Source organism: Chryseobacterium sp. ZHDP1, assembly GCF_018603435.1.
Taxonomy (GTDB): Bacteria; Bacteroidota; Bacteroidia; order Flavobacteriales; family Weeksellaceae; genus Chryseobacterium; species Chryseobacterium indicum.
Genome location: NZ_CP075682.1, coordinates 2,242,663 through 2,265,586 on the forward strand (window position 1 = coordinate 2,242,663; position 22,924 = coordinate 2,265,586).

A 22,924-nucleotide genomic window follows, 5' to 3' on the forward strand; every position below is an offset into this window, starting at 1 on the left:
ATTCATGTAAAATGACTTCATGAATATAAAAGTTCATTAATACATTGTACAAAGTACATTAATACAATCAAAATATTATGGCAAAAGAAATAAAATTCGATATCGAATCAAGAGACGCTTTAAAAAGAGGTGTTGATGCATTGGCTAATGCAGTAAAAGTAACTTTAGGACCAAAAGGTAGAAACGTAGTCATCGAAAAATCTTTCGGTGCACCTCACGTTACCAAAGACGGGGTTTCAGTTGCAAAAGAAATCGAACTTGAAGACAGAGTAGAAAACATGGGAGCACAAATGGTAAAAGAAGTGGCTTCCAAAACCAATGATATTGCAGGAGACGGTACTACTACCGCTACTGTTCTGGCACAGGCTATCGTAAGAGAAGGTCTTAAAAACGTAGCTGCAGGTGCAAACCCAATGGATTTGAAAAGAGGGATAGACAAAGCGGTTGCAACAGTGGTTGAGAACTTAAAAGCTCAGTCTCAGGAAGTTGGAGATTCTACAGATAAAGTAAAGCAGGTTGCTTCTGTTTCTGCTAACAACGACGAAACAATCGGTGCTTTAATCGCTGAAGCGTTCGGAAAAGTAGGTAAAGAAGGTGTTATCACAGTAGAAGAAGCTAAAGGAATCGATACAACGGTAGACGTTGTAGAAGGGATGCAGTTCGACAGAGGATATCAGTCGCCGTATTTCGTGACGAATCCTGAAAAAATGTTGGCTGAACTTGAAAATCCATACATTCTTTTGGTAGAGAAAAAAATCTCTTCCATGAAAGAATTGCTTCCTGTTCTTGAACCAATCGCTCAGGGAGGAAAATCTTTATTAATTATCTCTGAAGAAGTTGAAGGTGAAGCTTTGGCAACTTTAGTGGTAAACAAATTAAGAGGTTCTCTTAAAATTGCTGCAGTAAAAGCACCTGGATTCGGAGACAGAAGAAAAGCAATGTTGGAAGATATCGCGATCTTAACAGGAGGACAGGTAATTTCTGAGGAGCAAGGTTTCACCATGGAAAACATCTCTTTAGATATGTTGGGAACTGCTGAAAAAGTTTCTATCGACAAAGACAACACAACGATTGTAAACGGTGGTGGTGACGACAGCAAAATCAAAGGAAGAGTTGCACAGATCAAAGCTCAGATGGAAACGACTACTTCTGACTACGACAGAGAGAAACTTCAGGAAAGACTGGCTAAATTAGCAGGAGGTGTTGCTGTACTTTACGTAGGTGCTGCTTCTGAAGTGGAAATGAAGGAGAAAAAAGACAGAGTGGACGATGCGCTTCACGCAACAAGAGCTGCTGTAGAAGAAGGTATTGTTGCAGGTGGTGGTGTTGCTTTGGTAAGAGCAATCGCTTCTCTTGAAAGCCTTTCCGGTGCAAATGCAGACGAAAATACAGGAATTAAGATCGTAAAAAGAGCGATCGAAGAGCCATTGAGACAAATCGTTGCCAACGCAGGAGGTGAAGGTTCTGTAATCGTTGCTAAAGTAGCAGAAGGAAGCGGAGATTTCGGATATAATGCAAAAACAGACGAGTATGTAAATATGCTTGAAGCAGGAATCATCGACCCTACAAAAGTAACAAGAGTTGCTCTTGAAAACGCAGCTTCTGTTTCAGGAATGTTATTAACCACTGAATGTGTCATCACTGAAGTGAAAAAAGACGAACCAGCTATGCCAATGGGTGGTGGAATGCCAGGAATGATGTAAGGGCGCGGTCAGCGACCGAGGCAATTTAATATACTAACCGCTCTATTTATAGGGCGGTTTTTATTTTGTATTATTTTTTTAATTATATTTGAAAAACTAATTAATAAAACCATGAAACAATATCAATTAACTTCTCATTCTTCATTCTCGATTTTTATTTTTAGAAGAGATTAATATGGTTCCTCTTAGAATAAAGACAAAATATTTTACATTGGAAATTTTTAGGAGGGGAATAGTTTTTACTATCGCTTCTTTATTACTCGTTTCGGGAGCCAATTTGGTGAATGGAAATATATTTCTAGCCTTAATATCAATTTTTAATAAGCAAGTGTTTAATGAAGACAATAATGAATATGGATTTTGGATTGGAATAATTTTAATTTTATTTTCTCTGTTTCTTTTTTATCTAATTATTATTAATTGGAGAATCGAAATCTATTCAAAAACATTTATACAATTACGTAAATGTTTAGACAAATATGGAACAGCTATTAATCATAGACTGTACTATTACTATTCTGAAAAGATAAGAACTTTACATACAGAAGCCTACAACGAATATTTGAAGACTGTTAACTTTCTAAGTGAAAATCAAACAAATCTTGACATCCAAACTTATGAAGCAGCTGTTGATTTAAATTCCAATATTGGGAAAAAATTTTTAGAACTTGACGTCTATATTAAAGAGATTAATAAAATCGAAAATAATGTAGATACACAGTATAATCCACAACTAGCCAACAGAGAATTAATAAGAGAGATAGATGAATTAAAAAATCAAATGGATAGTTTCGCTTCTTTAATCAAGAAAAAAGAAAAATTCAAAATACTTAACCAAAAATAACTCCTGTTTACAAGCGTTTAGTAAGATTGCAAATGCACGTTTATATTTCGTAAGAAATTCTATCTTGATAAGCAATAATCGCTTCCACTTGCATAGCGCTAGAACGTTAGCGGCAATATCATAAATACAATTAACAATAATGGATGAAAGGTCTAAACAATTAATTATTGAGAATTTAAACTATTTTAAAGAATTAGAAACACGTCTTAATACATATCAAAATGCTAAAATTGATGTAATTAGAATCATTTACTTTTTGACTCAATTTAATAGTTATAAAGAAATAGAAATGATTATTCAACTTTTGAAAAAGTTTGATTACTTAGATAGCAAAATGATAACTTATTTGCTAAAAGTTGCATATAATAAAATTGAAGAAGAACATTTAGTTAAGCCTATGCTATCTTCATTAGGAGGAATTCAAGATAGTAGTGCCGTTATTTGTTATCAGTTACTAAAACATTTATTCGATGATGAGAATGATATATTAAATAAAATTATAAACATCGAAAATATTGGATCTAATATTGAGTCTAATATTCCTTCTGCTCTTATTTTATTTGACGATAATATTACTTCAGGGACACAACTTGAAGCATTTTTTAAGGAATTATTTGTAGGTAGTGATGAACCGGAATTTTTCAAACAACCGCTTACGAGCAGTCAGCATGAAATTTTGAAAAAAATTCCAATAAGAATATGTTATGCTATTCAATTATCTGAAAATAGTAATCAAATAATTGAAAATATTAGAAATGAATATAAAATTGACTTAAAAGTGTTTTGTGGAAAAGTTGATTATATAAATTATCTTGATTATCAATCAAATATTTTTCTAACAATTCAAGATTCCGATTATACAAAAGAATTTATTTCTGATATATCTAGAAAACTTTTTTCTGATAAAAATTGGTCATACGAAAAAGTTTACAATCGAGTTTTGGGATATGGTAATTTAGGAAAATTAACAGCTTTTTATTACAATGTTCCTAAATCTCTGATTCCAATTTTTTGGAAATTTGGTTATTATAATAATAAACCGTGGTTTCCTTTACTCCCAGAAACACAAGAAGCAAAAAAAATACTTGAGTCTCAAGAACAATTTGATTTTATGAAAGTTGATGCAATCAAAAATTGGATTTCAACAGGACTTTCAAATAGAAAACCAAGCTTAAAATTTGGTGTTTTATCTGATAAAGGAATTATAAATGAATTTACATTATCAATACCATCTCGTAAAATTATCCATGAAAAAATAATAAATATTATTCAAATAAAGAAGTTAAAATATATTGAGAATACTCCTAATACAGACAGAAGTCCTTTAAGTTTCTTAAATAAGAAAAAACATCCTAAAAGAACACTTTCGACTACAGATTATAACCGATATAAAAATGAAATTGATAATTATAATATCTCATTAGAAAATTTTCTTTTAAATTTTGAAGAATATATATATCGTTTATCAAGTACCAACATTATAGAATTTATCATAGAAAATGAAGGAAATACTCCTGCAAATAATTTTAATTTAAAATTATTTTATAATACTGGGCAGATAATGTTTGATGATATAAATGATTTTCTTCCCGAATTTAAGGAAGTTGTTCCTGATATAGACGATTTTTACACAAAACAACCTGGTGAAATTTATTTAGAAACACATTTGTTTCAAAATTCAATCGTAAAAAACAAAACAAGTAATACTCCAAACGATAAAATTAAACCTGATTCTGATTATGTATATAAAATGCAAGAAAATAGATTAGGTCACAATGATGCTTATAGAAATAGAATAAATCTTATTAGAGTTGATTCTACATTAGATAAGATTGAAGTTCCTTATGAATTAAACTTTGATGAAGAATCTGATACTATAAGTGGACAACTGACTATTAATTATATTGAGGTAGATGAAGTTAATCCCGAAAATTCACAAGAACTATTAAAATCAATTAATAAATTCAACGATTTATTTTTAATTAAACAATACGGGCGCTAACAAGGGTTTGGCAAAATTTGGACTCCCCTGTTAGTACGAGCGTCACGCTCGTATCAACAAAAAAACCGCTTAATTCCAAGAGCGGTTTTTCATTTTAAAACAAACTCGATAATATCGAGAACAAATTATAAACCCAATAGCTCAAATTTGCAATCCGTGACCTTAATTTCCATATCCACATTGTGAAAGCACGTTAACAACTTTAATTGAAAAAGCGTAAGCAGAGCATATGTAAATTTACCAAAAATTGGTAAATTTGAGAAAAGTTTGGACAAAATGAAAAATACATCAATATCACTGGGAAACTATTTTGATCAGTTTGTAAGTAGTCAGATTTCATCAGGACGCTATAAAAATGTTAGCGAAGTTGTTCGTGCCGGACTTCGACTTTTAGAGGACGAAGAAAACAAAGTAATCGCCCTGAAAGCTGCAATTCAGAAAGGATTAGACAGTCCTCTCATTGAAAATTTCGACTTTAAAGAAAACTTAAAAAAATTAAAAGAAGAAAAAAGAAAAAATGGCTAAAGTTATTTTCAGACAGGAAGCCATTGACGACTTAAATGACATTTGGGTTTACACTACTGACGAGTGGTCTGAAAAACAAGCCGACAAATACTATGCAGCTATAGAGTTTGCTTGTACACAAATAGGAAAAACCCCTGAACTTGGAAAAGAATATGATGGAATAAGCAAGAATTTGCTTGGTTTGAGAACTGGAAAACACATAATTTTCTATCAAGTTATTTCAAAAGACAGAATTGAAGTTGTCAGAATTTTACACGAAAGAATGGACTTGAAAAATAGGCTTGATGAATAAACAACTTCCCGATTTCACCGATATCGCGGATTTTAAATCCGTGACATTTCCCTATCAAAAAACCTCGTTCGTAAAAATTTCCAATCTATAAAAAGTTAAAATCACGGATTGAAAATCCGCAATATTGAGGTTTACTCAATTTTATACTTTTCTATATCAAAGTCAAAATCAAATAATTCTTTTGGATGAATTTGTAATGCTACGGCAAACTTTATCATAGTTTTCAAAGTTAGATTTCTTTTCCCTTTTTCATATTTACTTACTTCCGCCGAATCAATACCTGTTAGGAATTCCAAATCTTGTTGAGTTTGATTATTTTTTGTTCTAATTTCAGAAATACGCTTTCCTATCAAAATTTGCAGGTCTTTGTGAAAATCCATTAATACTATGTTTTCAACTAAATTGCATTTATAAAAAATAAATACTATTGGGATATATGCCAGTATTGTGATTTTTTGTTATATTTGTCGAATAAAAGCATTTAATTTAATATAAAACAAATTGATTATTTAGAGATTTAAAAACACAATTTATCATATACCCTTGGTTTGTATAGGCAGGAAGTTCATAAATTTTACAACTTCCTCCTGTACAGCCAGAAAAAATGTAAAAACAAATAACCAAAACCAAATTTATCAGATAACAAAAACACCATGACGAATTCAAGAAAACTTAAAATTTATTCAAGATTTCAGAAAAGCAGCAACCAACTCATCATCGTTCCGGAAATCCGCCTCAGAGGAAAATGGCTTGATGAACTCGGTTTCGGAGAAGGAAAAATGGTGAATATTCAGCAGAAGAAAAACAAGATTATTATTACGGTGGACAAATTATAAATCATCGTAATATCTACAAAATCATTAACTTTCCAAAAAAAACGTGAAGAAAAACAATGGTTTGTGTATGCGTACAATCTACGAATGTGTAAATTTGAAAGCCAGCCGCAATGAATTAAAATCACTATGAAACATCCCTTGATCTGCATTTTTATTTCTGTGTTGCTTGTAAGTTGCAGCGCTTCAAACCTCAATAAAAAAAAAAGTAACGATGTTGCGCCTGTTTATACTACAACAAGTTATCTCGACATAAAGCTGGATTCTAACAAACAACTTCCTTCCAATCCGTACATTCTGGAATTTACAAACGGTAAAAAAACAGTGGTGTTTTGCGGTGTCGCTCATCTCACAGACGATTCGGATATTGAAAATCCAATGTTTACAAAAATTGAGCAGAAATTTTTTGCCTTCATACCCAATATTGCCATTAATGAAGGAGGCGACATCTCAAAGAAAATTTATACTTCCAAACAGGATGCCTTATTAAAAGATGGCGAAATTGGATTAACTAAAATACTGAGTGACAGTTTAAAAATAAAAACAGTTGACGGAGATCCGCCAGTTTCTTTCGAGTTTAAAGAATTACTTAAAAGCTATTCTAAAAAAGAATTCTTGGCGTACATCATTACAGAACGCCTTATGTGGGGACTTAAAGGACAGCACATTACAGACCTCCGCGAAATAGAAAAAAGATACAATACATTTATAGAAAACTATATCATTAAAAAAGGCGGTGTAGCATTATCCAAGTCCGAACAAAAGTTCAGTTTCTATAAATCCGGTTATGAGCAGCTGTTGAAACGTCCTTTCGACATTTTGGAGCTTGAACCTACAAATCCCTTTGAACCAGTGGGGAAATTTCAGGAAATCGGAAGAAAATCCAAAGAAATACGCGACCAGTTTTTACTAAGTACCGTTGATAAATTATTAGACAGCAACGACAGAATATTTATTGTTTTTGGCGGATGGCATTTATTAACCTGTAAACCCGGACTTGAAGAAATCATTAGCAGAAAAAGAGAATAACTTTTATTAAAATTGAAACCCGCATCCCATTATTGAAAAAGAAAAACAGAAAAGTGTGCAGCAGGAAAAAACAGTAAGTGACATACAAACATTCTTCAACAGCCTATCCCCTATTTCCAATGAAAGTTGGGAACAATTTTCTGCATTATTTACACCAAAAATTCTGAAAAAAGGCGACTATTTTATTACAAGCGGACAGACTGCAAAGGAAATCGGTTTTCTAGAAACTGGTGTTGTCCGTGCATTTTACATAAACAACGAAGGTACAGAATACAACAAACATTTTTTCGTTAACCCGTGTTTCATTGGTGGCTACTCTTCTCTGATAACAGGAACACCCAATCAGATCAATCAGCAAGCTCTTACCGAATGTAAGATCCTCACGGCAAAATATGCAGACATACAATCGCTTTACAAAACCTGTCCCGATATCGAACGCGCAGCCCGAATCTTAGCTGAACTCTTTTTTGTACAGAAAGAGCAGAGAGAGATTGAAATTGTTTTGCTGGATGCCGATAAAAGGTATGAGATTTTCCAAAAAGATTTTCCACAACTGGAACAGCAAATTCCTCAATATCATATTGCTTCCTATTTAGGCATCACTCCCACACAATTAAGCCGGATCAGAAAAAAACTTTCAGGCAGATAGCATTTATCAACCTATGTAAATTGAATTTACCATCAGCTTCTTCAATTTTGCAATAGATATTAAATAAGCAAAATGAATAAGCTGATACTCATTTTATTCACCGCATTATGTTTATCGGGCAATGCACAAACAAAGCGAAGTGATATGGAAAACAAAAAACCTTACACCATTTTAGTGTTGATGAATGCAACTCCGAAATGGCTTTCATTATCAAGAGACGAAAGAAGCCAATTCGTTGAAAAAGAATTAACTCCCATTTTTGTACGAGTAAGCCAGACAGTAACCGTTCAGTTATTTGACAGCGAATACTTTCATGCTTCTGTTTCGGACTTTATGATAGTAACAACAACAAAACTGGACGATTATAAACTGATGATTGAATTACTTCGTGATACTAAAGTTTATGGTGTTCCCTATTTCGAAATAAAAGACATCATAACAGGGCAGGAAAATTTATTCGAAGATTTTAACGAACAGTTTAAAAAAGAGAAGAAATGACTGAAACAGGAAATACCGTTTTAATTACCGGTGGCTCTTCCGGCATTGGTTTGTCATTAGCCAAGCGGTTTTTGCTGCTCAAAAACAAAGTTATTATTACAGGACGGGACAAAGTAAAGCTGGAACAAATAAAAAATGAATTTCCGGAATTAATAATATTTGCAGGCGATTTAACCGACAACACTTCTTTAGACGAATTAGTTTTGTTTATTGAACGACAACATTCAGACGTAAATATTTTAATTAACAACGCTGCAGTTCAGTACAATTATAATTTTACAGATAAAACTAATCTCACGGATAAAATAGAGTATGAAATTTCGGCAAATTTAACGGCTCCCGTAAAACTAACTTCCCTCCTATTGCCATTTATTTTGAAAAACAAAAATAGCGCAGTAGTGAATGTAAGCAGCGGACTTTTTATAGCACCCAAAAAATCGGCTTCCGTGTATTGTGCCACAAAAAGTGCCATTCACAGTTTCAGCAAAACATTGCGCTATCAGCTTGAAGATACAGATACCAAGGTTTTTGAAATCATACCCGCTTTAATCGACACTCCCATGACGGAAGGGCGCGGAAAATCAAAAATAACAACCGAACAATTAACTGATGAATTTATTCATAATTTTAAAGCTGACCAATACGAAAGCTATATTGGCAAAACAAAGTTGCTGAGACTTATTAACCGCTTTTCTCCGAAACTTGCCGACAGAATTATGAAAAATGGACTATAAAAAAACTTTTTAAAATAAAAATATTCTTACTGGAAAAGGCAAAGGTCGCAGGATTTGTATTTGTCCTAAATTTTTAAGCTGCAGGAAAATCAAAGATTTTCAATAAAGATTCATTCTTAATTTTATCGTAGATAAAATCTGTTCGCCTAAAAACTGTTTAAAAATTTTTCAAAACAACTCTCGGATAACCAAATAAAAGCATCAGGCTGAAGTTTTCACTTCAGCCTGATGCTTTTTCAATTTATTGAACTTGTTCAATGTTTTTAAACCTGAAGTGAAGCAACTTTGCATCATTAATTTAAAAACTTCAGAAAATGAAAAAAAGAATTTTAGCAGTCTTCATGATTTTAAGTATTGCTTTTTTTGCCACAAGTTGCTCAGACAATGATGACAATGGAGTAACGTCATCAAGAAACACTCAGCAGGAAGAAGCAAACAAACTTTTAGTAAAAACTTTTTACCAGCGTTTATTCGGAGACAAGGATATTACAGCTATTGATGATTATATTGTTGAAAATTACATCCAGCACAATCCGCAGGTTGCCGATGGAAGAGCATCATTAAAAACAGTAGCTTCCCAATGGCTCGCCGGTACACCACAAACCACGGTAGATTTCCGAAAAATACTGGCAGAAGGCGATCTGGTTATTCTGCACGTAAGAAATCCGTCTCCCGACGGCAGCACTTATCAGGCGATTACAGAGTTTTTCCGCGTAGAGAATAACAAAATCACAGAACATTGGGATGTCATTCAGGATGCGCCTGCAACTTCTGCCAACACGCATCCGATGTTTGGTAACGATGCAAATACTACAGCTGCAAGAAATATTATACAGGAGGATGCCAACAAAAAATTAGTGGTTGCATTCTACCAAAGACTTTTTGGCGATAAAGATACTTCGGCTATTGACGATTATATTGCAGATAACTACATACAGCACAATCCGCAGGTTGCCGATGGAAAAGCACCACTGAAAGCAATGGCAACCCAATGGATTGCAGGTACACCAAAATCTACAGTCGATTTCCGCAAAACGGTTTCTGAAGGAAATATTGTGGCTCTTCATATAAAAGCTCCTACACCTGACGGAAGCTATCAGGCAATTTCAGAATTCTTCCGCGTAGAGAATAACAAAATCACAGAACATTGGGATGTTATACAGGCTGCACCTTCATCGTCTGCCAATACGCATCCGATGTTTTAATAAAAAAATGAGAAATGATGGACAGAAAGAAATTTTTAACCAAAGGAATTTTAGGCTTAGGTTCTATTGTAGCACTACCCAACGTTTTAGCCTCCTGCTCAAAAGATGACGAAACCGGTACTTCAGGTTCTGCCAATGGTAACTGTTCCGTATCGCCTACAGAAACAATTGGTCCCTTTCCTATTATTACACCTGCACAATATGTTCGGGCAAGCATCATCGGAGACCGAACCGGAATTCCCCTTCTAATGACGCTCACCATACAAGACCAGAGTAATGGCTGTACTCCTTTAGCCGGTGTATTTGTAGATGTATGGCAATGCGATAAAGACGGAAACTATTCGCAGTACGGAGGAAACCAACTGCAGACCACAGATTATACAGGTCAAAATTTCCTTCGGGGAAGACAGGCTACCGACGCCAACGGAAAAGTATCCTTCATCAGTATTTTCCCGGGCTGGTATCCGGGAAGAGCGCCACACATTCATGTACATATTTATGATAGTGCCGGAGTTTCGCTTCTGGTTACCCAAATTGCTTTTCCGGCTGCAATATACTCCGCTGTTTATGCAACTGCAGGATATCATGGAGCGCCGGACAGATCGAATACGCAGGATTCAATTTTTTCAGATAGTTTGAACCAGAATATGGCAGACAGTGTAACGGGTAATAATACCGATGGCTATACCTTGTTAAAAACAATAACGGTAGCATAAAAAATATATAAACCTATTCTTTTTAATAATAAAGATTTCAGCCTGACAATCATAATAATATTACAGTTAGTTTTCGAAATGTCAGGTTGAATTTTTTGAAGGATCGCCTACGAAAAGACACTTCAGAGTGTTACTCTTCAATATTAAATAAAGGAATAAATGAACAAATTTTAATAACAAATCATTCCAAAAAAATGAAAATCAGGAATTTTTTTAAATCTATTTTAATTACAACATCAATTTTTACAGCAATGGAAGCAACAGCACAAAGTTTCAGAACTATCGAAACAAAAAATTTAAACCTAAAAGTATACAATGCATCCGAAAACAGCTTTGGCGTTGCCTCGGTAATTATTTCGGGCAAAACGGATGCCGTATTGATCGATGCACAGTTTACATTGGCAGATGCCGAAAAAGTAGCTCAGGAAATTAAACAGAGCGGCAAAAAGCTGACCACAATCTATGTTTCTCATGGTGATCCGGATTTTTACTTCGGATTAGAGGTTTTCAAAAAATATTTTCCGGAAGTTACCGCTTATGCTTCTCCTGCAACGGTGGAACACATTAAAGCTACAGCACAGAAAAAACTGGAAGTGTGGGGCGAAAGACTGGGTAAAAATATTACTTCCAATGTAATTTTGCCACAGGTTTTAAAAGGAAACTCTATACAGCTGGAAGGCGAAAATCTTGAAATCATTGGTCTGGAAGAGTTTGCCAATAAGACTTTTGTATGGATTCCTTCAGAAAAAACAGTTGTGGGCGGTATTAATATTTTTGGAACCAGCTTCAACCTTTGGATGGCAGATGCACAAACTACAGAAGCACGCAAACAATGGATTTCCGTATTGGATAAAATTGAAAGTCTGCATCCTGAAGTCGTAGTTCCTGCGCACGCGAGCAATAATTCAGCTTTTGATATTTCGGCAGTAAAACATACGCGAAATTACATCCAGTTTTATGAAGAAGCACTGAAAACAAACAAAACCTCAGACGAACTTATTAAAGCGATCAAAGCAAAATATCCAACATTAACTTTTGACATTGCCCTGCAAATTGGCGCAAAAGTAAATACGGGAGAAATGAAATGGTAAAACAATATATCTTCAGCCTGGCTATGCTTCTTGCACTGTCAGGCTGTTCTTTAAACAATAAAGCAATGACAAATCTTGAAATAATAAAAAGTACTTACGAAGGAAAAACATCGGAAGAAAACGGAAGAAATCTTGCCAGATATGTAGCTGAAGATATTCACTGGACAGAAGCAAAAGGCTTTCCCTATAACGGAACGTATGTGGGATTAGAAAGCATTACAAAAAATGTTTTCAGCAGATTAGGAACTGAATGGACAGATTATAAATTTACTCCGGAAGGTTATGTGGCAAGTGATGATAAAGTGGTTGCTTACGGTACTTATTCTGGAACTTATAAACGTACCAACAAGTATTTTGAAGCCAGAGTAGCCCACATCTGGAAACTGAAAAACGGAAAAATTATCAGCTTTGAGCAGTTTGTAGACAGCAAAACAGTGGATGATGCTATAAAATAAACAAAACATCCTGTGGCAAAACCTTCTGATTTAAAATATTTAATCCTTTATTTTCCAGATCATTATACTTAAATCGCTATCGAGTAAAAGTGAAGAATACTATTCCACTAAGGTGATAAATTAATTAAATGAAAATAAATTTGCATATTATAAGTACGCTTATTATATTTGCACTTATAAAATTAATTCATTTAATATTTAAAGATATGTGGACAAGAAGTCATTCAATCGTAACGAGAGAAGTTACAAAAGAGCAAATGTGGAAACTCTTTGCTGACGTAAATAACTGGCAAACCTGGGATGAAGGTATTGAATTTGCCAAACTGGAAGGTAAATTTGAGAAAGGAAACTTTTTTATGTTGAGACCGAAAGGCGGTCCCGATGTAAAAGTAGAACTCTTAGAAACAGAAGAAAATAAAATGTTTCTGGATGTTACAAAATTTCCGCTTGCCAAAATGTACGACAAACACACTTTCGAAGAAACGCAGGAAGGTTTAAAAATCACAAACACCATCACCGTAAAAGGAGTTTTAGGATTTTTATGGCGTAAAATTGTAGCTCAAAAAATTGTTGATGCGCTACCGGAAGATATGCAAACCCAGATTAAAGCAGCAAAATCTCTATGAAAAATAAAGACAATACCTTCAGTGTAGAAAAAGCAGAAGACAGCTCCGGTTTTTTATTGTGGCAGGTGACTAATCTTTGGCAGCGGGAAATTAAAAAAGCATTAGAACCTTATGGCATAACGCATTCGCAGTTTGTTTTAATGGCGAGCATTCACTGGCTTACCCTGCATCAACAGGAAGTAACTCAGATTGCGCTTTCATCGCATACAAAAATTGATCCTATGACAACCTCTACTGTCCTGAGAACTTTACAAACAAAAGGGCTTTTAGAAAGAAGGGAACATTTAACAGATACGAGGGCAAAAACAGTGGGACTTACCGATAGCGGAGAAAAAATAATCCAGCAGGCTGTAAAGATAGTTGAAGAATTCGACAGAACTTTTTTTGCAAAGCTCGGCGATACAACAGGATCTTTCAATAAACAGCTTCTGATATTGCTCGAAAATAAAAACGAAAGCTAATTTTGAATGAAACCGGTATCGATTTTTACTCATGCTTGGCTTTCAAGAAAAATGCGGTGTAATTATTAATCTGAAAATATTCAGAAAAAAATGCTAAATTAACCTCGAATCAGACAGAAAAGTGTAATATAATTTGATGGCTGCCCTGAAATAAAACAACACATCTGTTTGTTATTCCGATATAAAACCATTTTCTATAAAATCATGCCAATCATCGAATTCACAGCGGGACAATTATCCCCGGAAGTTAAAAAACAACTGATAAAAGAACTTACAGACATTTCTGTAAAGATTACGGGAATTCCGAAACATTTATTCTTTATCACCATCAATGAAAAACCGGATGAAGACATTGCTGTGGGAGGTCTCAGCGTAAAAGAAATAAAGGAGAACCTGAAATCAAAATAATGCATCTATGGAAATTATTGAAGCTTGTCCCTCTGTAAATATTTGTCTACATTTGATTTAGGTTTTCAGATTTCTGTATTCACTGAAACAAACATATCAGAAAGACAAAAGACCGCGCAACCCAACACAGAAAAAAAATGAACAATGATTTTGACTTCAAACTCATCAAGCCCGACAAATCGCTGGACGATTTTGTAGAGAGTTTTTGGATGCTTCAAAATCATTCCGAGCAAGAAAAAAACATTGTTATTTTACCCGACGGAAGAGTAGATCTGTTTTTTTCCAGATCCGCATCTGAGCCTTTTCACACTACACTTTCCGGACTTGAAACGAAACCGGATACTGCGATATTATCTACTAAGACGGTGATGTTTGCCATTAGTTTTAAACTTCTTGCCATAGAATATATTTTTCGGGATCCGGTTTCAGACGTATTGGATAACGCAAAACATTTAGCTGTAGATTTTTGGAGTTTTGGTGAAGATGACCTGAATAGTTTTGAACTCTTCTGCGAAAAAGCAACACAAAAAATTCAGTCACTTCTGCCTGAAGAAACAGATAGCAGAAAAAGAAAACTTTTTGATCTTATTTATTCTTCCAACGGATCACTGTCTGTACATGAACTTTCAGAAAAAGTATCTTGGAGCAGCAGGCAGATCAACCGTTATTTCAATCAGCAATTCGGGATTTCATTAAAAGCCTACTGTAATATTCTTCGGTTTCGGGCTTCATTTAGTCATATAAAAGAAGGCAGGTTGTTCCCGCAGGAAGATTTTGCCGATCAGTCACATTTTATTAAAACCGTTAAAAAGTTTTCCGGTGTTTCACCAAAAGAACTTAGACAAAATCAAAACGACCGATTTATACAATTTTCAACAATTACATTGAAATAATTTTGTGCTGTAAAAAAAGTTATACGGTATGAAATTACACAACAAAAAAATTGCTATTGTAGGCGGAGGACCGGGAGGACTTACGTTAGCAAAACTATTACAGCTTAAAGGAGCCGATGTAAAAATATATGAACGTGATGTAAATAAGAATGCGCGGGTACAGGGTTCTCCACTGGATTTACATGATGATTCCGGTTTGGCAGCAATTATTAAAGCAGGTCTGCTTGAAGAATTCAAAAACAACTTTCTTCCCAAAGCGGACAGAAAGAAAATAATGAACGAAAAAGCGGAAGTATTTTTAAGTGACCACGAAACCAAAGTAGAAGAAAATTTCGGTAATCCTTATTTTCGTCCGGAAATAGACCGTGGCGCATTACGGAAAATTTTGCTGGAGTCTTTAGAACCCGAAACAGTTGTCTGGAACAGCCATTTTATTTCTATGGATAAGCAGAATGAAGGCTGGCTGATGCACTTCAAAAACAGAGAATCCGTTTACGCAGATATTGTTATTGCAGCAGACGGAGCAAACTCCAAAATCCGTCCTTACATTACAGATATTAAAGCTTTTTATTCGGGCATCATTATGCTTGAAGGCAATATATATGATGTAAAAAACGCAGCGCCTAAAATGGCGGAACTTCTTAATGGCGGAAAAATAATGGCCTTCGGAAATAAAAAAGATATTTTAATGGGGCAAAAAGGGAATGGTGAAGCGGGATTTTATTTAAGCTTTAAAGCAGAGGAAAACTGGGCTGCGAACAGTGGTTTAAATTTTAATGACAAATCGCAGCTGCTGGATTGGTTTAAAACTGCTTATTCTGAATGGGACAATATTTGGTACGAACTTTTCGAAAATACAGAAACCCCTTTTATTCCGCGTCCAATTTACTGTATGCCATTAGATCAGGATTGGGAAGCACAGCCCAATCTTACCATGCTTGGTGATGCAGCCCATGTAATGCCGCCATTTGCAGGTGAAGGTGTAAATATGGCAATGCGTGATGCATTGGAACTAAGCGGCTGTCTTACATCCGACAAATATTCCACTTTGCAGGAAGCAATTGCTGCCTATGAAAAAAATATGCGCGAAAGAGCCTCTGACGCAGCAAAAGAATCGCTTGAAAACGGAGAAAGAATGCACAGCCAGGAAGCTCTCGAAACAATGCTGGAGTTTTTCAGCGAACACTAAAAAACGAGTTTTTTTAAATGATATAAATCCGTCTCCCAACCGAGCCGGATTATTTTTTATATTTATCATCTTTAGTACATAAGTAAAAAGCAGTATTAAAGCAAAGCTTAAAGAATAAAATAGAAACATAACCATTGTTAATATTGATCAAAAATCGCGACAAGATGTATAAAGCTTGATATATCGTGAAACCTTTTCATTTGAAGTTAGTATAAAATTTAATATGCCAGAAATTATTACAGAAATAAAGTTCCTTTCAAAAGGATTACTTCGCGAAGCAAACATTGCTGCTCATCGGGAAAAAAGAGATTATTGTATTGATCCTGAACTTTTAGAGAAATTTCCTTTAGATTTTATTTATTATGTAACAAGATTTCATTATCACAAAAAAAACGAATTAAGATTATTTATTAAAACACCAAGTAATGAAATCTTACTACTTGACGTCAGTATAACCAGATACGAATCACTTCCTTCAATAATATTCTTTGATAATGACACTTTCGATATAAAAATAAATGATAGACCTTATCCTAATCATCGCGAATGGCAAGAAACAGAAGTTTTAAAGCCAGTTAGAAAACAAGCAAAATTTAGAAAAAATGTACTTCAAGCATATAATAATAATTGTGCCGTTTGTAACATAAAAGATGAGAGATTACTTAGAGCAGCTCACATTGTTGATGTCAGGGATGGCGGAAATGATGAAATCAATAATGGTATTTGTTTATGTGTTAATCACGAAATAGCATTTGACCGTGGGCTTTTACAGATTCTTGATGATTACAGTGTAAAATACTATGGTGATATTGGAATTTTAGTTGAATTTATAAAACTACCAACGGACATTAATAAATATCCAGATAAGTCTAAACTTAAATTAAAAATTAATAAGTTTAAAGAATGAAACCTCAGCAAAACTTTAATAAATCATCAAAAAACGATCAAAAAAACATATGAGAAAATTAATGACAATCTTATTGATGGCGCTGTGTGCAATCTGTTTTGGTCAGAAAACCGTTCATTTTGCGGATTCAATCCGGAAAGCTTATCACATTCCGGAAATAAGCTACGCAGTCATCGACAGCAAATCTACACTGGAAATCGCGGCATTAGGAAAACATTCAGTTGATCTTCCGGACACGGCAACTTTAAACGACAGATTCCACATTGGTTCCAACACCAAAGCAATGACTGCATTTATGATTGCCAAATATGTGGAAAACGGAAAATTAAAATGGACGACTAAATTTTTCGATCTGTTTCCCGAATGGAAGCCGAAAAGCAAACCCGAATACGCCAATATTACCTTGCAGGATCTCCTTTCTCATAAAGCAGGAATTCAGCCGTTTCAGGGAGAAGACGATCCCAAAATTCCGAATTTTAAAGGAACGCATCAGGAAAAAAGAAAACAGTTCGGAGAGTTTGTACTGACGCTGGAACCTTTGAAAACAGACGAACAGCATCCGTTTATCTATTCCAATGCAGGATATACTCTGGCAACATTAATGGCAGAAAAAGTAACGGGCAAAAGTTGGGAACAGCTTGTTGATCTGGTCTTCAATAAAGATTTAAAGCTAAACGTACAATTATCATGGCCGGAAAATCAGAAGCAGAAAGACACTTGGGGACATTTTACGGAAGATGGCAAACTACAGCCTGTTCCTTCCACATTTGATTATCATCTGGATTATACAGAACCTTCGGGAGATATCAATATAAAACTGAAAGATTACATCAAATTCATTCAGCTTAATATTCAGGGGCTTGAAGGAAAAAACAATTACCTGAAAGCCAAAACGTATACTTTTATCCACAAAGGAATTCCGAATTATTCGATCGGATGGTTTAATATTTACGAGAACGGAAAGGAACTTTCTACCCATTCCGGTACAGCAGGAACGTATTACAGCCTTGTTCATATCGACAGACTAAAGCACAAAGCATATATTATTTTAACCAACTCTTTTAATCCGGATACACAACAGGGCGTGAGACTTTTAATGAGAAAGCTGAAGGAAAACTATGGGAGCTAGAATTTTTTTGTTGAAGATGAGAGCCTTGCAACAATTGAAGCTCTGAGACTAAAATTTAATCCGAAACAAAGCCGATTCATCGAATGGCAAAAAATAAATTAAGAAAAATAAAAATAGAGAATGAGATCTATTTATGGAAGAGGAATCATCTTCATTTGACAGAATTCAAGCATTCTAAATGCGTTGAAAAAGTTGTAATTTATCTTGAAGGATACAAAGACTCACCTCTTCAACTATTATTTAGAGAAGAAGATAATTTAACTATCAAAACGGATATTGAAAAAGAAAAATGGTGTGTAGGTTATCCTGATGATGGAGTGATTTGGTTATCTAAAAATGAGCCGTATTTACATGATCAGCAACAAACGATTGACATCAATTTAAATCGTCCTGCTGTTATAGAAGAACTCACCAGATATTTTCTTCAAAAAGATTGGAAACCTAAAGAAAGTACAAGCCCACTCATTATTGAAGATGCATTGAAATTACTTGAGACAATTGTACTACCGAGAGGTATAAATTGAGGAATGAAAAGTTATCAGATGTCGCGGATTTGCAATCCGTGACATTTACCTACCAAGAATATCTTTCGTAAAAATTTGCAAACTATACTTTCACAATATAAAAATTAAAATCAAGGATTACAAATCCGCGACATCGGACATCGGTCTTGGTTTTGACTATGTTACAGAATTTAACAAAGTAAACAAATAAAAATATAGCTGACAAATATGAATTTTGAAAATTACAGAATTATACCAAATTATAATACCAATAAAACAGACCTGTTCTTAGCTACAGAACAAGAAATCGAACTATGTGAAAAAACTTTAGCTATCGAATTTGATGACGATTATAAAGATTATGTTTTGACATTTGGTAATGGAATTCTTGGTGGAACCTATATAAGAATGTACTTACCAAAAAGGATTATGAATACATTATCAAAATGGAAAAACAGAATAACGGAGTATTGGTTTTGGGACGAGGGGAAAGACATTTTGACAAAAGATGAAGTATTAAATTCAGTACGGGTTGGCGATACATTTGACGGGGATGAACTCATACTTTATAAAAGCTACTATTATATTTTACCAAGACATAGCGAAAAAATTTACAAAATTGGAAAAACATTAGACGAAATGATAACTTGGCTATGTTCGACAGGCATTTTGACAGAACCTTTTGTGGAAAGAGATTTTGAACCATTTGACCCAGTAGAATGGGGAAAATAAAAAACCAGATGTCGCGGATTTGCAATCTATACTTTCACAATATAAAAATTAAAATCACTGATTACAAATCCGCGACATCGGATGTCATTCAAAAAAGACCGTATTATAAAGAAAAAAAACGATGAATTTAAAATTATTACTGCCTTTACTATTTTTTATAATTAATTCTGTTTTTGCACAAAACACAAAGACAGAAAATCTATTGTTTGATAAAACATTGAAAAAAGACAGCATCCTTGTTGAATTTTCTGAACTTTATAATTTGACAAATACTATCCATCCAGGACAGTTTATGTTCTGTACAAAAAATGAATTTAACAAAACTTATTTATCATTAAAAAAGAGCATCAAAACAGATTTATCTATTATTGAATATTACAAATTGACAGCAACTTTAATGGCAAAAATTAAAGACGGACATACAGCAGTTGATAGAGCTCAAATTATTTCTTTGCTTAAAGAAAGATTAGTATTTCCATTCAGTATTTATAAGATTAATGACAATTATTATTTAGGTAAAACCACAGATACCAACAAAGATTTTATTGGTTTGCAAGTGTTAAAAATAAATGGAAAAGAGATAAAATCTGTAGTGAAAGAGATTGAAAAATTTATTCACCTTGAAGGCAGAAATGAAACAGGATTGAATACTCGATTCAAAAACTTCCCTTTTTACTATTTTGTTTTAAATCAAACCAACCAATTTGAAATAGAATATTTAGACCAAAATAATCATAAGAAAAAACAAAAACTCAACGGAATAACTTTTGAAACCCATACCCAAAACATTTCTGAAAAAATTGAACCTTTAACAACTGAATTTAGAACTAATAATTTGGCAATTCTAAAACTTCATTCATTTGAAAATGGCTATAATGAAAAAGATAGAAAAATTGCAGAAAAACAATTAGATGATTTTTTTACACAGTTAGAAAGTTTAAAAACTGGAAATTTAATAATTGATTTACGAGATAATAGTGGTGGAGCAGCAGAAATGGCAAACTACCTTTTTTCATACCTGACAGATAAAACATTTTACTATTTTGACTATGTGGGAGCAAAATATAATACGGTAAAAGAATGGAAACACTTTGCTCAATATCCTGAAAATATTGAGGAAATAAATTTGAACGAAACAAAACAAAAATACGAACTGAATTGCTATACAGCAACAGATGCTGCGGATTATTGGTGGTTTGAACAACAGCAGAACAAACCAAATTATTATAAAGGTAAAATAAGTGTTCTAATTAATGGTGGATGTTTTTCAACCACAGGACATTTATTAGCACTAATGAGAGAATATAAAATTGGAAAATTTTACGGTGAATATTCGCAAGGAAGTAATTATAGTAATTCAGGTGGGCAAGCCTTTGTTTTGCCTTATTCAAAAACATTAGTTTGGATACCTACTTTTCAATACAAAATGAAGACACCCAATTTTCAATATGACCCAAAAGGAATAAAACCAGATATTGAAATACAAATAAAACCAAATGACTTAAAAACAAAATTTGACAGACAAATGGATTATGTAATAAAACTAATTGAAGAGAATAAATGAACGAACGCCCAACAAGGGTATTGCCAAAAGCGGGCTTTAGTGATAGACTGAACATTTGTATTTTTATTAGTATTTGTACTAAATTTGAGCTTTAGTCCCTTCTAGCCTCCACCTTCGACAAACCCAAAAACGTTATTCTATTAGCTAAAAACCTCTACCCTACTTCAAAATCAAACAATTCTTGCGGATGTACTTCTAAGCCTTTCGCTAATTCCTGTATGGTAGAAATTCTAACATCAACTTCTCCTTTTTCAATTTTGCTAATATTACTATGGTCGACATCGCATTTTTGAGCTAATTCCCGATAGCTTAATCCCAATTTTTTTCTAAATTTTTCAATTCTTTTCCCAAAAGCTATCCGAAATTCAATTCTATCCATTCCATTGTAAATGTTAACGTTGTGATTTAGAAAGTTTCCAACTGTTCTCAGAATTTATTCATCAATTTTATATTTTTCTATATCGAAGTCAAAATCGAATAATTCTTTTGGCGGAATTTTAAAGGCTGAAGCCATTTTAAGAATAGTTTCAATGGTTGGATTTCCTTTACCGTTTTCAAACTTATTATAATTACTGGAATCGAAAACGGAATTTTGAGCAACAGCGTCCATAGAATTGTATTTCTCATTCCTAATCTCCTTGAGATGTTCAGAAAAACTCTCCATATACAATTTTAAAACGTCTTTACTATCCATTATTTTTAGAATTAACAGCAATTTTGAAATTTAAAGCTGTTGTTAAGATTTTCTCTTTATTTCGATTTCTTTTACAAATTCATATTTATTATCTAAAATTGGCTGATCAGGCCAAAAGTCTTTGGGAGAGCAACCCAAAGCTTTTGATATTAAATTTAAACTTTTAATATTATATTTAGCGGTTTTGGAGTGGGCTTCAATGTCTGAAATATAACTCGTACTCTTGCCGATAGCCAAAGAAAGAGAAGTTTGACTAATCCCTCGTTGTTCTCTTATTTCTTTCACCTTTGAAATTATATATCGTTCTATTTCGTCTAAAGAATCATGCATAAATGTTGACATAGCTATCCATAAAGTTTCCAACTTTTTTAATCAAAATTAATATCTAATAAATCTTTAGGCGATACATTCAGACCTTTCGCCAGATCAATTAATGTAGTAAATGCAAAGTTTCTTTTTCCATTTTCTATATCACTTATTGTAGCCTTAGTAATTTTGGAGCTGTTAAGAACAACATCATCTTGGGTAAGTCCAGATTTGAGCCTTAAATTTTTAACGTGTTCTCCAAATTTTTTTAGTATTTCATCTTGTAAAACGTCCATTTGTAAAAGTTTACACACATTTGAGATTTTAGAAAAATACAGCCAACTCATCCCCATCTGGATAAATTTTAAACTTTTTAAAATTTATCATCAAATCCTTCAGCAAAAAATTCTTCTAAACTCATATTAAAAGCCTGAACTATTTTTGCCAGTGTGCTAAATCTTAAATCTTCTCCTCTTTCATATCTTCCAAACTGAGCGCGTGAAATATTATGTTCGTAAGCAAAATACTCATAGCTTGTGTATCCCTTAGCTATTCTTATCTCTTTAATTCTTTTACCTAGATTTTTTAACACAGCCTCTTTAGAAAACCCATTTGCCATATTTGTAAATTGTATAATTAATAATTTTTACAAATCTTATAAATAACCACCATTTATGTTACCATTAAAAAGATGGATCATATTAGTGTCTTTTAAAAATATTTTTTATATCTTTGAAATAAAAATGATGAATTCAAGAAAACTTAAAATCCATTCAAGATTTCAGAAAAGCAGCAATCAACTTATTATCGTTCCGGAAATCCGCCTCAGAGGAAAATGGCTTGATGAACTGGGTTTCGGAAAAGGAAAAACTATACACATCCAGCAAAAGAAAAAGAAGCTCACCATTACTGTTGCGAACTAGTATAATCTGAAAA

The 22,924-nt window shown here is 33.6% G+C and carries 31 protein-coding genes; 25 read left to right on the forward strand and 6 right to left on the reverse strand.

The window, feature by feature from the left end; genetic code table 11:
* Positions 1-77 precede the first annotated feature (77 nt).
* From groL to KKI44_RS10255, 5 genes are all read left to right on the forward strand, one after another.
* Positions 78-1,703 carry a chaperonin GroEL gene (groL, locus tag KKI44_RS10235; protein ID WP_076390782.1) on the forward strand — a complete coding sequence of 542 codons (1,626 nt, stop codon included), beginning with the start codon at positions 78-80 and terminating at the stop codon, positions 1,701-1,703.
* A gap of 211 nt (positions 1,704-1,914) precedes the next feature.
* Positions 1,915-2,547 (forward strand): hypothetical protein, encoded by a 633-nt coding sequence (locus KKI44_RS10240; RefSeq protein WP_214590906.1) that lies wholly within the window; start codon positions 1,915-1,917, stop codon positions 2,545-2,547.
* Positions 2,548-2,686: 139 nt separating this feature from the next.
* Positions 2,687-4,549 carry a hypothetical protein gene (locus KKI44_RS10245; RefSeq protein WP_214590907.1) on the forward strand — a complete coding sequence of 621 codons (1,863 nt, stop codon included), beginning with the start codon at positions 2,687-2,689 and terminating at the stop codon, positions 4,547-4,549.
* A 276-nt stretch (positions 4,550-4,825) separates the two neighbouring features.
* Entirely contained in the window at positions 4,826-5,074 is a 249-nt protein-coding gene (locus KKI44_RS10250) for a type II toxin-antitoxin system ParD family antitoxin (RefSeq protein ID WP_214590908.1), read from the forward strand.
* Positions 5,067-5,366: a type II toxin-antitoxin system RelE/ParE family toxin gene (locus tag KKI44_RS10255; RefSeq protein ID WP_214590909.1), complete on the forward strand. Its 300-nt coding sequence runs from the start codon at positions 5,067-5,069 to the stop codon at positions 5,364-5,366. Before KKI44_RS10250 ends, KKI44_RS10255 begins: the two co-directional genes overlap by 8 nt.
* Positions 5,367-5,497: 131 nt before the next feature.
* Here the strand turns inward: KKI44_RS10255 and KKI44_RS10260 are convergent, their stop codons facing one another.
* Positions 5,498-5,746 carry a helix-turn-helix domain-containing protein gene (locus KKI44_RS10260; RefSeq protein WP_214590910.1) on the reverse strand — a complete coding sequence of 83 codons (249 nt, stop codon included), beginning with the start codon at positions 5,744-5,746 and terminating at the stop codon, positions 5,498-5,500.
* Positions 5,747-6,019: 273 nt separating this feature from the next.
* On the opposite strand from KKI44_RS10260, the gene KKI44_RS10265 reads away from it, so the two are divergent.
* The 19 genes from KKI44_RS10265 (at position 6,020) to KKI44_RS10360 (ending at position 20,988) form a co-directional block, all read left to right on the forward strand.
* The gene (locus KKI44_RS10265; protein ID WP_214590911.1) at positions 6,020-6,202 is read left to right on the forward strand and encodes a SymE family type I addiction module toxin; all 183 of its coding nucleotides are present in this window, start codon (positions 6,020-6,022) and stop codon (positions 6,200-6,202) included.
* A 126-nt stretch (positions 6,203-6,328) separates the two neighbouring features.
* Positions 6,329-7,228, forward strand: a complete 900-nt coding sequence (locus tag KKI44_RS10270) for a hypothetical protein (RefSeq protein WP_214590912.1) — start codon at positions 6,329-6,331, stop codon at positions 7,226-7,228.
* Between the two features lie 55 nt (positions 7,229-7,283).
* Positions 7,284-7,877, forward strand: a complete 594-nt coding sequence (locus tag KKI44_RS10275) for a Crp/Fnr family transcriptional regulator (RefSeq protein ID WP_214590913.1) — start codon at positions 7,284-7,286, stop codon at positions 7,875-7,877.
* 72 nt (positions 7,878-7,949) lie between these two features.
* Positions 7,950-8,375, forward strand: coding sequence for a darcynin family protein (locus KKI44_RS10280; protein WP_214590914.1), 426 nt, complete (start codon positions 7,950-7,952; stop codon positions 8,373-8,375).
* Positions 8,372-9,109: an SDR family oxidoreductase gene (locus tag KKI44_RS10285; protein ID WP_214590915.1), complete on the forward strand. Its 738-nt coding sequence runs from the start codon at positions 8,372-8,374 to the stop codon at positions 9,107-9,109. The genes KKI44_RS10280 and KKI44_RS10285 overlap by 4 nt, the downstream gene beginning before the upstream one ends.
* Before the next feature lie 314 nt (positions 9,110-9,423).
* Entirely contained in the window at positions 9,424-10,314 is an 891-nt protein-coding gene (locus tag KKI44_RS22700) for an ester cyclase (protein ID WP_250902192.1), read from the forward strand.
* A 14-nt stretch (positions 10,315-10,328) separates the two neighbouring features.
* Positions 10,329-11,030 carry an intradiol ring-cleavage dioxygenase gene (locus KKI44_RS10300; protein ID WP_250902193.1) on the forward strand — a complete coding sequence of 234 codons (702 nt, stop codon included), beginning with the start codon at positions 10,329-10,331 and terminating at the stop codon, positions 11,028-11,030.
* A 194-nt stretch (positions 11,031-11,224) separates the two neighbouring features.
* Positions 11,225-12,121 (forward strand): MBL fold metallo-hydrolase, encoded by an 897-nt coding sequence (locus KKI44_RS10305; RefSeq protein WP_250902194.1) that lies wholly within the window; start codon positions 11,225-11,227, stop codon positions 12,119-12,121.
* On the forward strand, positions 12,115-12,576 hold the full coding sequence (locus KKI44_RS10310) for a nuclear transport factor 2 family protein (RefSeq protein ID WP_250902195.1): 462 nt from the start codon (positions 12,115-12,117) through the stop codon (positions 12,574-12,576). The genes KKI44_RS10305 and KKI44_RS10310 overlap by 7 nt, the downstream gene beginning before the upstream one ends.
* Before the next feature lie 206 nt (positions 12,577-12,782).
* Entirely contained in the window at positions 12,783-13,202 is a 420-nt protein-coding gene (locus tag KKI44_RS10315) for an SRPBCC family protein (RefSeq protein ID WP_214590916.1), read from the forward strand.
* Positions 13,199-13,663, forward strand: a complete 465-nt coding sequence (locus KKI44_RS10320; protein ID WP_214590917.1) for a MarR family winged helix-turn-helix transcriptional regulator — start codon at positions 13,199-13,201, stop codon at positions 13,661-13,663. The genes KKI44_RS10315 and KKI44_RS10320 overlap by 4 nt, the downstream gene beginning before the upstream one ends.
* Positions 13,664-13,867: 204 nt before the next feature.
* Positions 13,868-14,071, forward strand: coding sequence for a tautomerase family protein (locus KKI44_RS10325; protein ID WP_214590918.1), 204 nt, complete (start codon positions 13,868-13,870; stop codon positions 14,069-14,071).
* Positions 14,072-14,208: 137 nt separating this feature from the next.
* Entirely contained in the window at positions 14,209-14,964 is a 756-nt protein-coding gene (locus tag KKI44_RS10330) for a helix-turn-helix domain-containing protein (RefSeq protein WP_214590919.1), read from the forward strand.
* A gap of 28 nt (positions 14,965-14,992) precedes the next feature.
* The gene (locus KKI44_RS10335) at positions 14,993-16,153 is read left to right on the forward strand and encodes an FAD-dependent oxidoreductase (RefSeq protein WP_214590920.1); all 1,161 of its coding nucleotides are present in this window, start codon (positions 14,993-14,995) and stop codon (positions 16,151-16,153) included.
* Positions 16,154-16,376: 223 nt separating this feature from the next.
* Positions 16,377-17,060 carry an HNH endonuclease gene (locus tag KKI44_RS10340; RefSeq protein ID WP_214590921.1) on the forward strand — a complete coding sequence of 228 codons (684 nt, stop codon included), beginning with the start codon at positions 16,377-16,379 and terminating at the stop codon, positions 17,058-17,060.
* Positions 17,061-17,121: 61 nt separating this feature from the next.
* Positions 17,122-18,189, forward strand: a complete 1,068-nt coding sequence (locus KKI44_RS10345; protein WP_214590922.1) for a serine hydrolase domain-containing protein — start codon at positions 17,122-17,124, stop codon at positions 18,187-18,189.
* 83 nt (positions 18,190-18,272) lie between these two features.
* Complete coding sequence (locus KKI44_RS10350; RefSeq protein WP_214590923.1) at positions 18,273-18,713, forward strand: hypothetical protein; 441 nt, start codon at positions 18,273-18,275, stop codon at positions 18,711-18,713.
* Positions 18,714-18,920: 207 nt separating this feature from the next.
* Positions 18,921-19,424 carry an SMI1/KNR4 family protein gene (locus KKI44_RS10355; RefSeq protein ID WP_214590924.1) on the forward strand — a complete coding sequence of 168 codons (504 nt, stop codon included), beginning with the start codon at positions 18,921-18,923 and terminating at the stop codon, positions 19,422-19,424.
* 121 nt (positions 19,425-19,545) lie between these two features.
* Positions 19,546-20,988 (forward strand): S41 family peptidase, encoded by a 1,443-nt coding sequence (locus KKI44_RS10360; RefSeq protein WP_214590925.1) that lies wholly within the window; start codon positions 19,546-19,548, stop codon positions 20,986-20,988.
* A gap of 154 nt (positions 20,989-21,142) precedes the next feature.
* On the opposite strand, the gene KKI44_RS10365 is transcribed toward KKI44_RS10360, so the two are convergent.
* The 5 genes from KKI44_RS10365 to KKI44_RS10385 all read right to left on the reverse strand — a co-directional run bounded on the left by KKI44_RS10365 (position 21,143) and on the right by KKI44_RS10385 (position 22,607).
* Positions 21,143-21,367, reverse strand: coding sequence for a helix-turn-helix domain-containing protein (locus KKI44_RS10365; protein WP_214590926.1), 225 nt, complete (start codon positions 21,365-21,367; stop codon positions 21,143-21,145).
* Positions 21,368-21,421: 54 nt separating this feature from the next.
* Entirely contained in the window at positions 21,422-21,682 is a 261-nt protein-coding gene (locus tag KKI44_RS10370; protein WP_214590927.1) for a helix-turn-helix domain-containing protein, read from the reverse strand.
* Positions 21,683-21,724: 42 nt separating this feature from the next.
* Positions 21,725-22,045: a helix-turn-helix domain-containing protein gene (locus tag KKI44_RS10375; RefSeq protein ID WP_250902196.1), complete on the reverse strand. Its 321-nt coding sequence runs from the start codon at positions 22,043-22,045 to the stop codon at positions 21,725-21,727.
* A gap of 5 nt (positions 22,046-22,050) precedes the next feature.
* Positions 22,051-22,284 carry a helix-turn-helix domain-containing protein gene (locus KKI44_RS10380; RefSeq protein ID WP_214590928.1) on the reverse strand — a complete coding sequence of 78 codons (234 nt, stop codon included), beginning with the start codon at positions 22,282-22,284 and terminating at the stop codon, positions 22,051-22,053.
* 77 nt (positions 22,285-22,361) lie between these two features.
* Positions 22,362-22,607 carry a helix-turn-helix domain-containing protein gene (locus KKI44_RS10385; RefSeq protein ID WP_214590929.1) on the reverse strand — a complete coding sequence of 82 codons (246 nt, stop codon included), beginning with the start codon at positions 22,605-22,607 and terminating at the stop codon, positions 22,362-22,364.
* 124 nt (positions 22,608-22,731) lie between these two features.
* Here KKI44_RS10385 and KKI44_RS10390 point away from each other — a divergent pair, with 124 nt between their 5' ends.
* Positions 22,732-22,911 carry a SymE family type I addiction module toxin gene (locus tag KKI44_RS10390; RefSeq protein WP_214590930.1) on the forward strand — a complete coding sequence of 60 codons (180 nt, stop codon included), beginning with the start codon at positions 22,732-22,734 and terminating at the stop codon, positions 22,909-22,911.
* The last annotated feature ends 13 nt before the right edge of the window (positions 22,912-22,924 follow it).

Coding starts and splice junctions, on each gene's coding strand:
- KKI44_RS10255 (WP_214590909.1), top strand. CDS start 5,067: ATGGCTAAAGTTATTTTCAGACAGGAAGCCATTGACGACTTAAATGAC.
- KKI44_RS10370 (WP_214590927.1), bottom strand. CDS start 21,682: ATGGATAGTAAAGACGTTTTAAAATTGTATATGGAGAGTTTTTCTGAA.
- KKI44_RS10350 (WP_214590923.1), top strand. CDS start 18,273: ATGGCAAAAAATAAATTAAGAAAAATAAAAATAGAGAATGAGATCTAT.
- KKI44_RS22700 (WP_250902192.1), top strand. CDS start 9,424: ATGAAAAAAAGAATTTTAGCAGTCTTCATGATTTTAAGTATTGCTTTT.
- KKI44_RS10320 (WP_214590917.1), top strand. CDS start 13,199: ATGAAAAATAAAGACAATACCTTCAGTGTAGAAAAAGCAGAAGACAGC.
- KKI44_RS10300 (WP_250902193.1), top strand. CDS start 10,329: ATGATGGACAGAAAGAAATTTTTAACCAAAGGAATTTTAGGCTTAGGT.
- KKI44_RS10345 (WP_214590922.1), top strand. CDS start 17,122: ATGACAATCTTATTGATGGCGCTGTGTGCAATCTGTTTTGGTCAGAAA.
- KKI44_RS10390 (WP_214590930.1), top strand. CDS start 22,732: ATGATGAATTCAAGAAAACTTAAAATCCATTCAAGATTTCAGAAAAGC.
- KKI44_RS10260 (WP_214590910.1), bottom strand. CDS start 5,746: ATGGATTTTCACAAAGACCTGCAAATTTTGATAGGAAAGCGTATTTCT.
- KKI44_RS10315 (WP_214590916.1), top strand. CDS start 12,783: ATGTGGACAAGAAGTCATTCAATCGTAACGAGAGAAGTTACAAAAGAG.
- KKI44_RS10330 (WP_214590919.1), top strand. CDS start 14,209: ATGAACAATGATTTTGACTTCAAACTCATCAAGCCCGACAAATCGCTG.
- KKI44_RS10245 (WP_214590907.1), top strand. CDS start 2,687: ATGGATGAAAGGTCTAAACAATTAATTATTGAGAATTTAAACTATTTT.
- KKI44_RS10335 (WP_214590920.1), top strand. CDS start 14,993: ATGAAATTACACAACAAAAAAATTGCTATTGTAGGCGGAGGACCGGGA.
- KKI44_RS10325 (WP_214590918.1), top strand. CDS start 13,868: ATGCCAATCATCGAATTCACAGCGGGACAATTATCCCCGGAAGTTAAA.
- KKI44_RS10340 (WP_214590921.1), top strand. CDS start 16,377: ATGCCAGAAATTATTACAGAAATAAAGTTCCTTTCAAAAGGATTACTT.
- KKI44_RS10385 (WP_214590929.1), bottom strand. CDS start 22,607: ATGGCAAATGGGTTTTCTAAAGAGGCTGTGTTAAAAAATCTAGGTAAA.
- KKI44_RS10380 (WP_214590928.1), bottom strand. CDS start 22,284: ATGGACGTTTTACAAGATGAAATACTAAAAAAATTTGGAGAACACGTT.
- KKI44_RS10355 (WP_214590924.1), top strand. CDS start 18,921: ATGAATTTTGAAAATTACAGAATTATACCAAATTATAATACCAATAAA.
- KKI44_RS10270 (WP_214590912.1), top strand. CDS start 6,329: ATGAAACATCCCTTGATCTGCATTTTTATTTCTGTGTTGCTTGTAAGT.
- KKI44_RS10280 (WP_214590914.1), top strand. CDS start 7,950: ATGAATAAGCTGATACTCATTTTATTCACCGCATTATGTTTATCGGGC.
- KKI44_RS10285 (WP_214590915.1), top strand. CDS start 8,372: ATGACTGAAACAGGAAATACCGTTTTAATTACCGGTGGCTCTTCCGGC.
- KKI44_RS10360 (WP_214590925.1), top strand. CDS start 19,546: ATGAATTTAAAATTATTACTGCCTTTACTATTTTTTATAATTAATTCT.
- KKI44_RS10250 (WP_214590908.1), top strand. CDS start 4,826: ATGAAAAATACATCAATATCACTGGGAAACTATTTTGATCAGTTTGTA.
- KKI44_RS10310 (WP_250902195.1), top strand. CDS start 12,115: ATGGTAAAACAATATATCTTCAGCCTGGCTATGCTTCTTGCACTGTCA.
- groL (WP_076390782.1), top strand. CDS start 78: ATGGCAAAAGAAATAAAATTCGATATCGAATCAAGAGACGCTTTAAAA.
- KKI44_RS10265 (WP_214590911.1), top strand. CDS start 6,020: ATGACGAATTCAAGAAAACTTAAAATTTATTCAAGATTTCAGAAAAGC.
- KKI44_RS10365 (WP_214590926.1), bottom strand. CDS start 21,367: ATGGATAGAATTGAATTTCGGATAGCTTTTGGGAAAAGAATTGAAAAA.
- KKI44_RS10305 (WP_250902194.1), top strand. CDS start 11,225: ATGAAAATCAGGAATTTTTTTAAATCTATTTTAATTACAACATCAATT.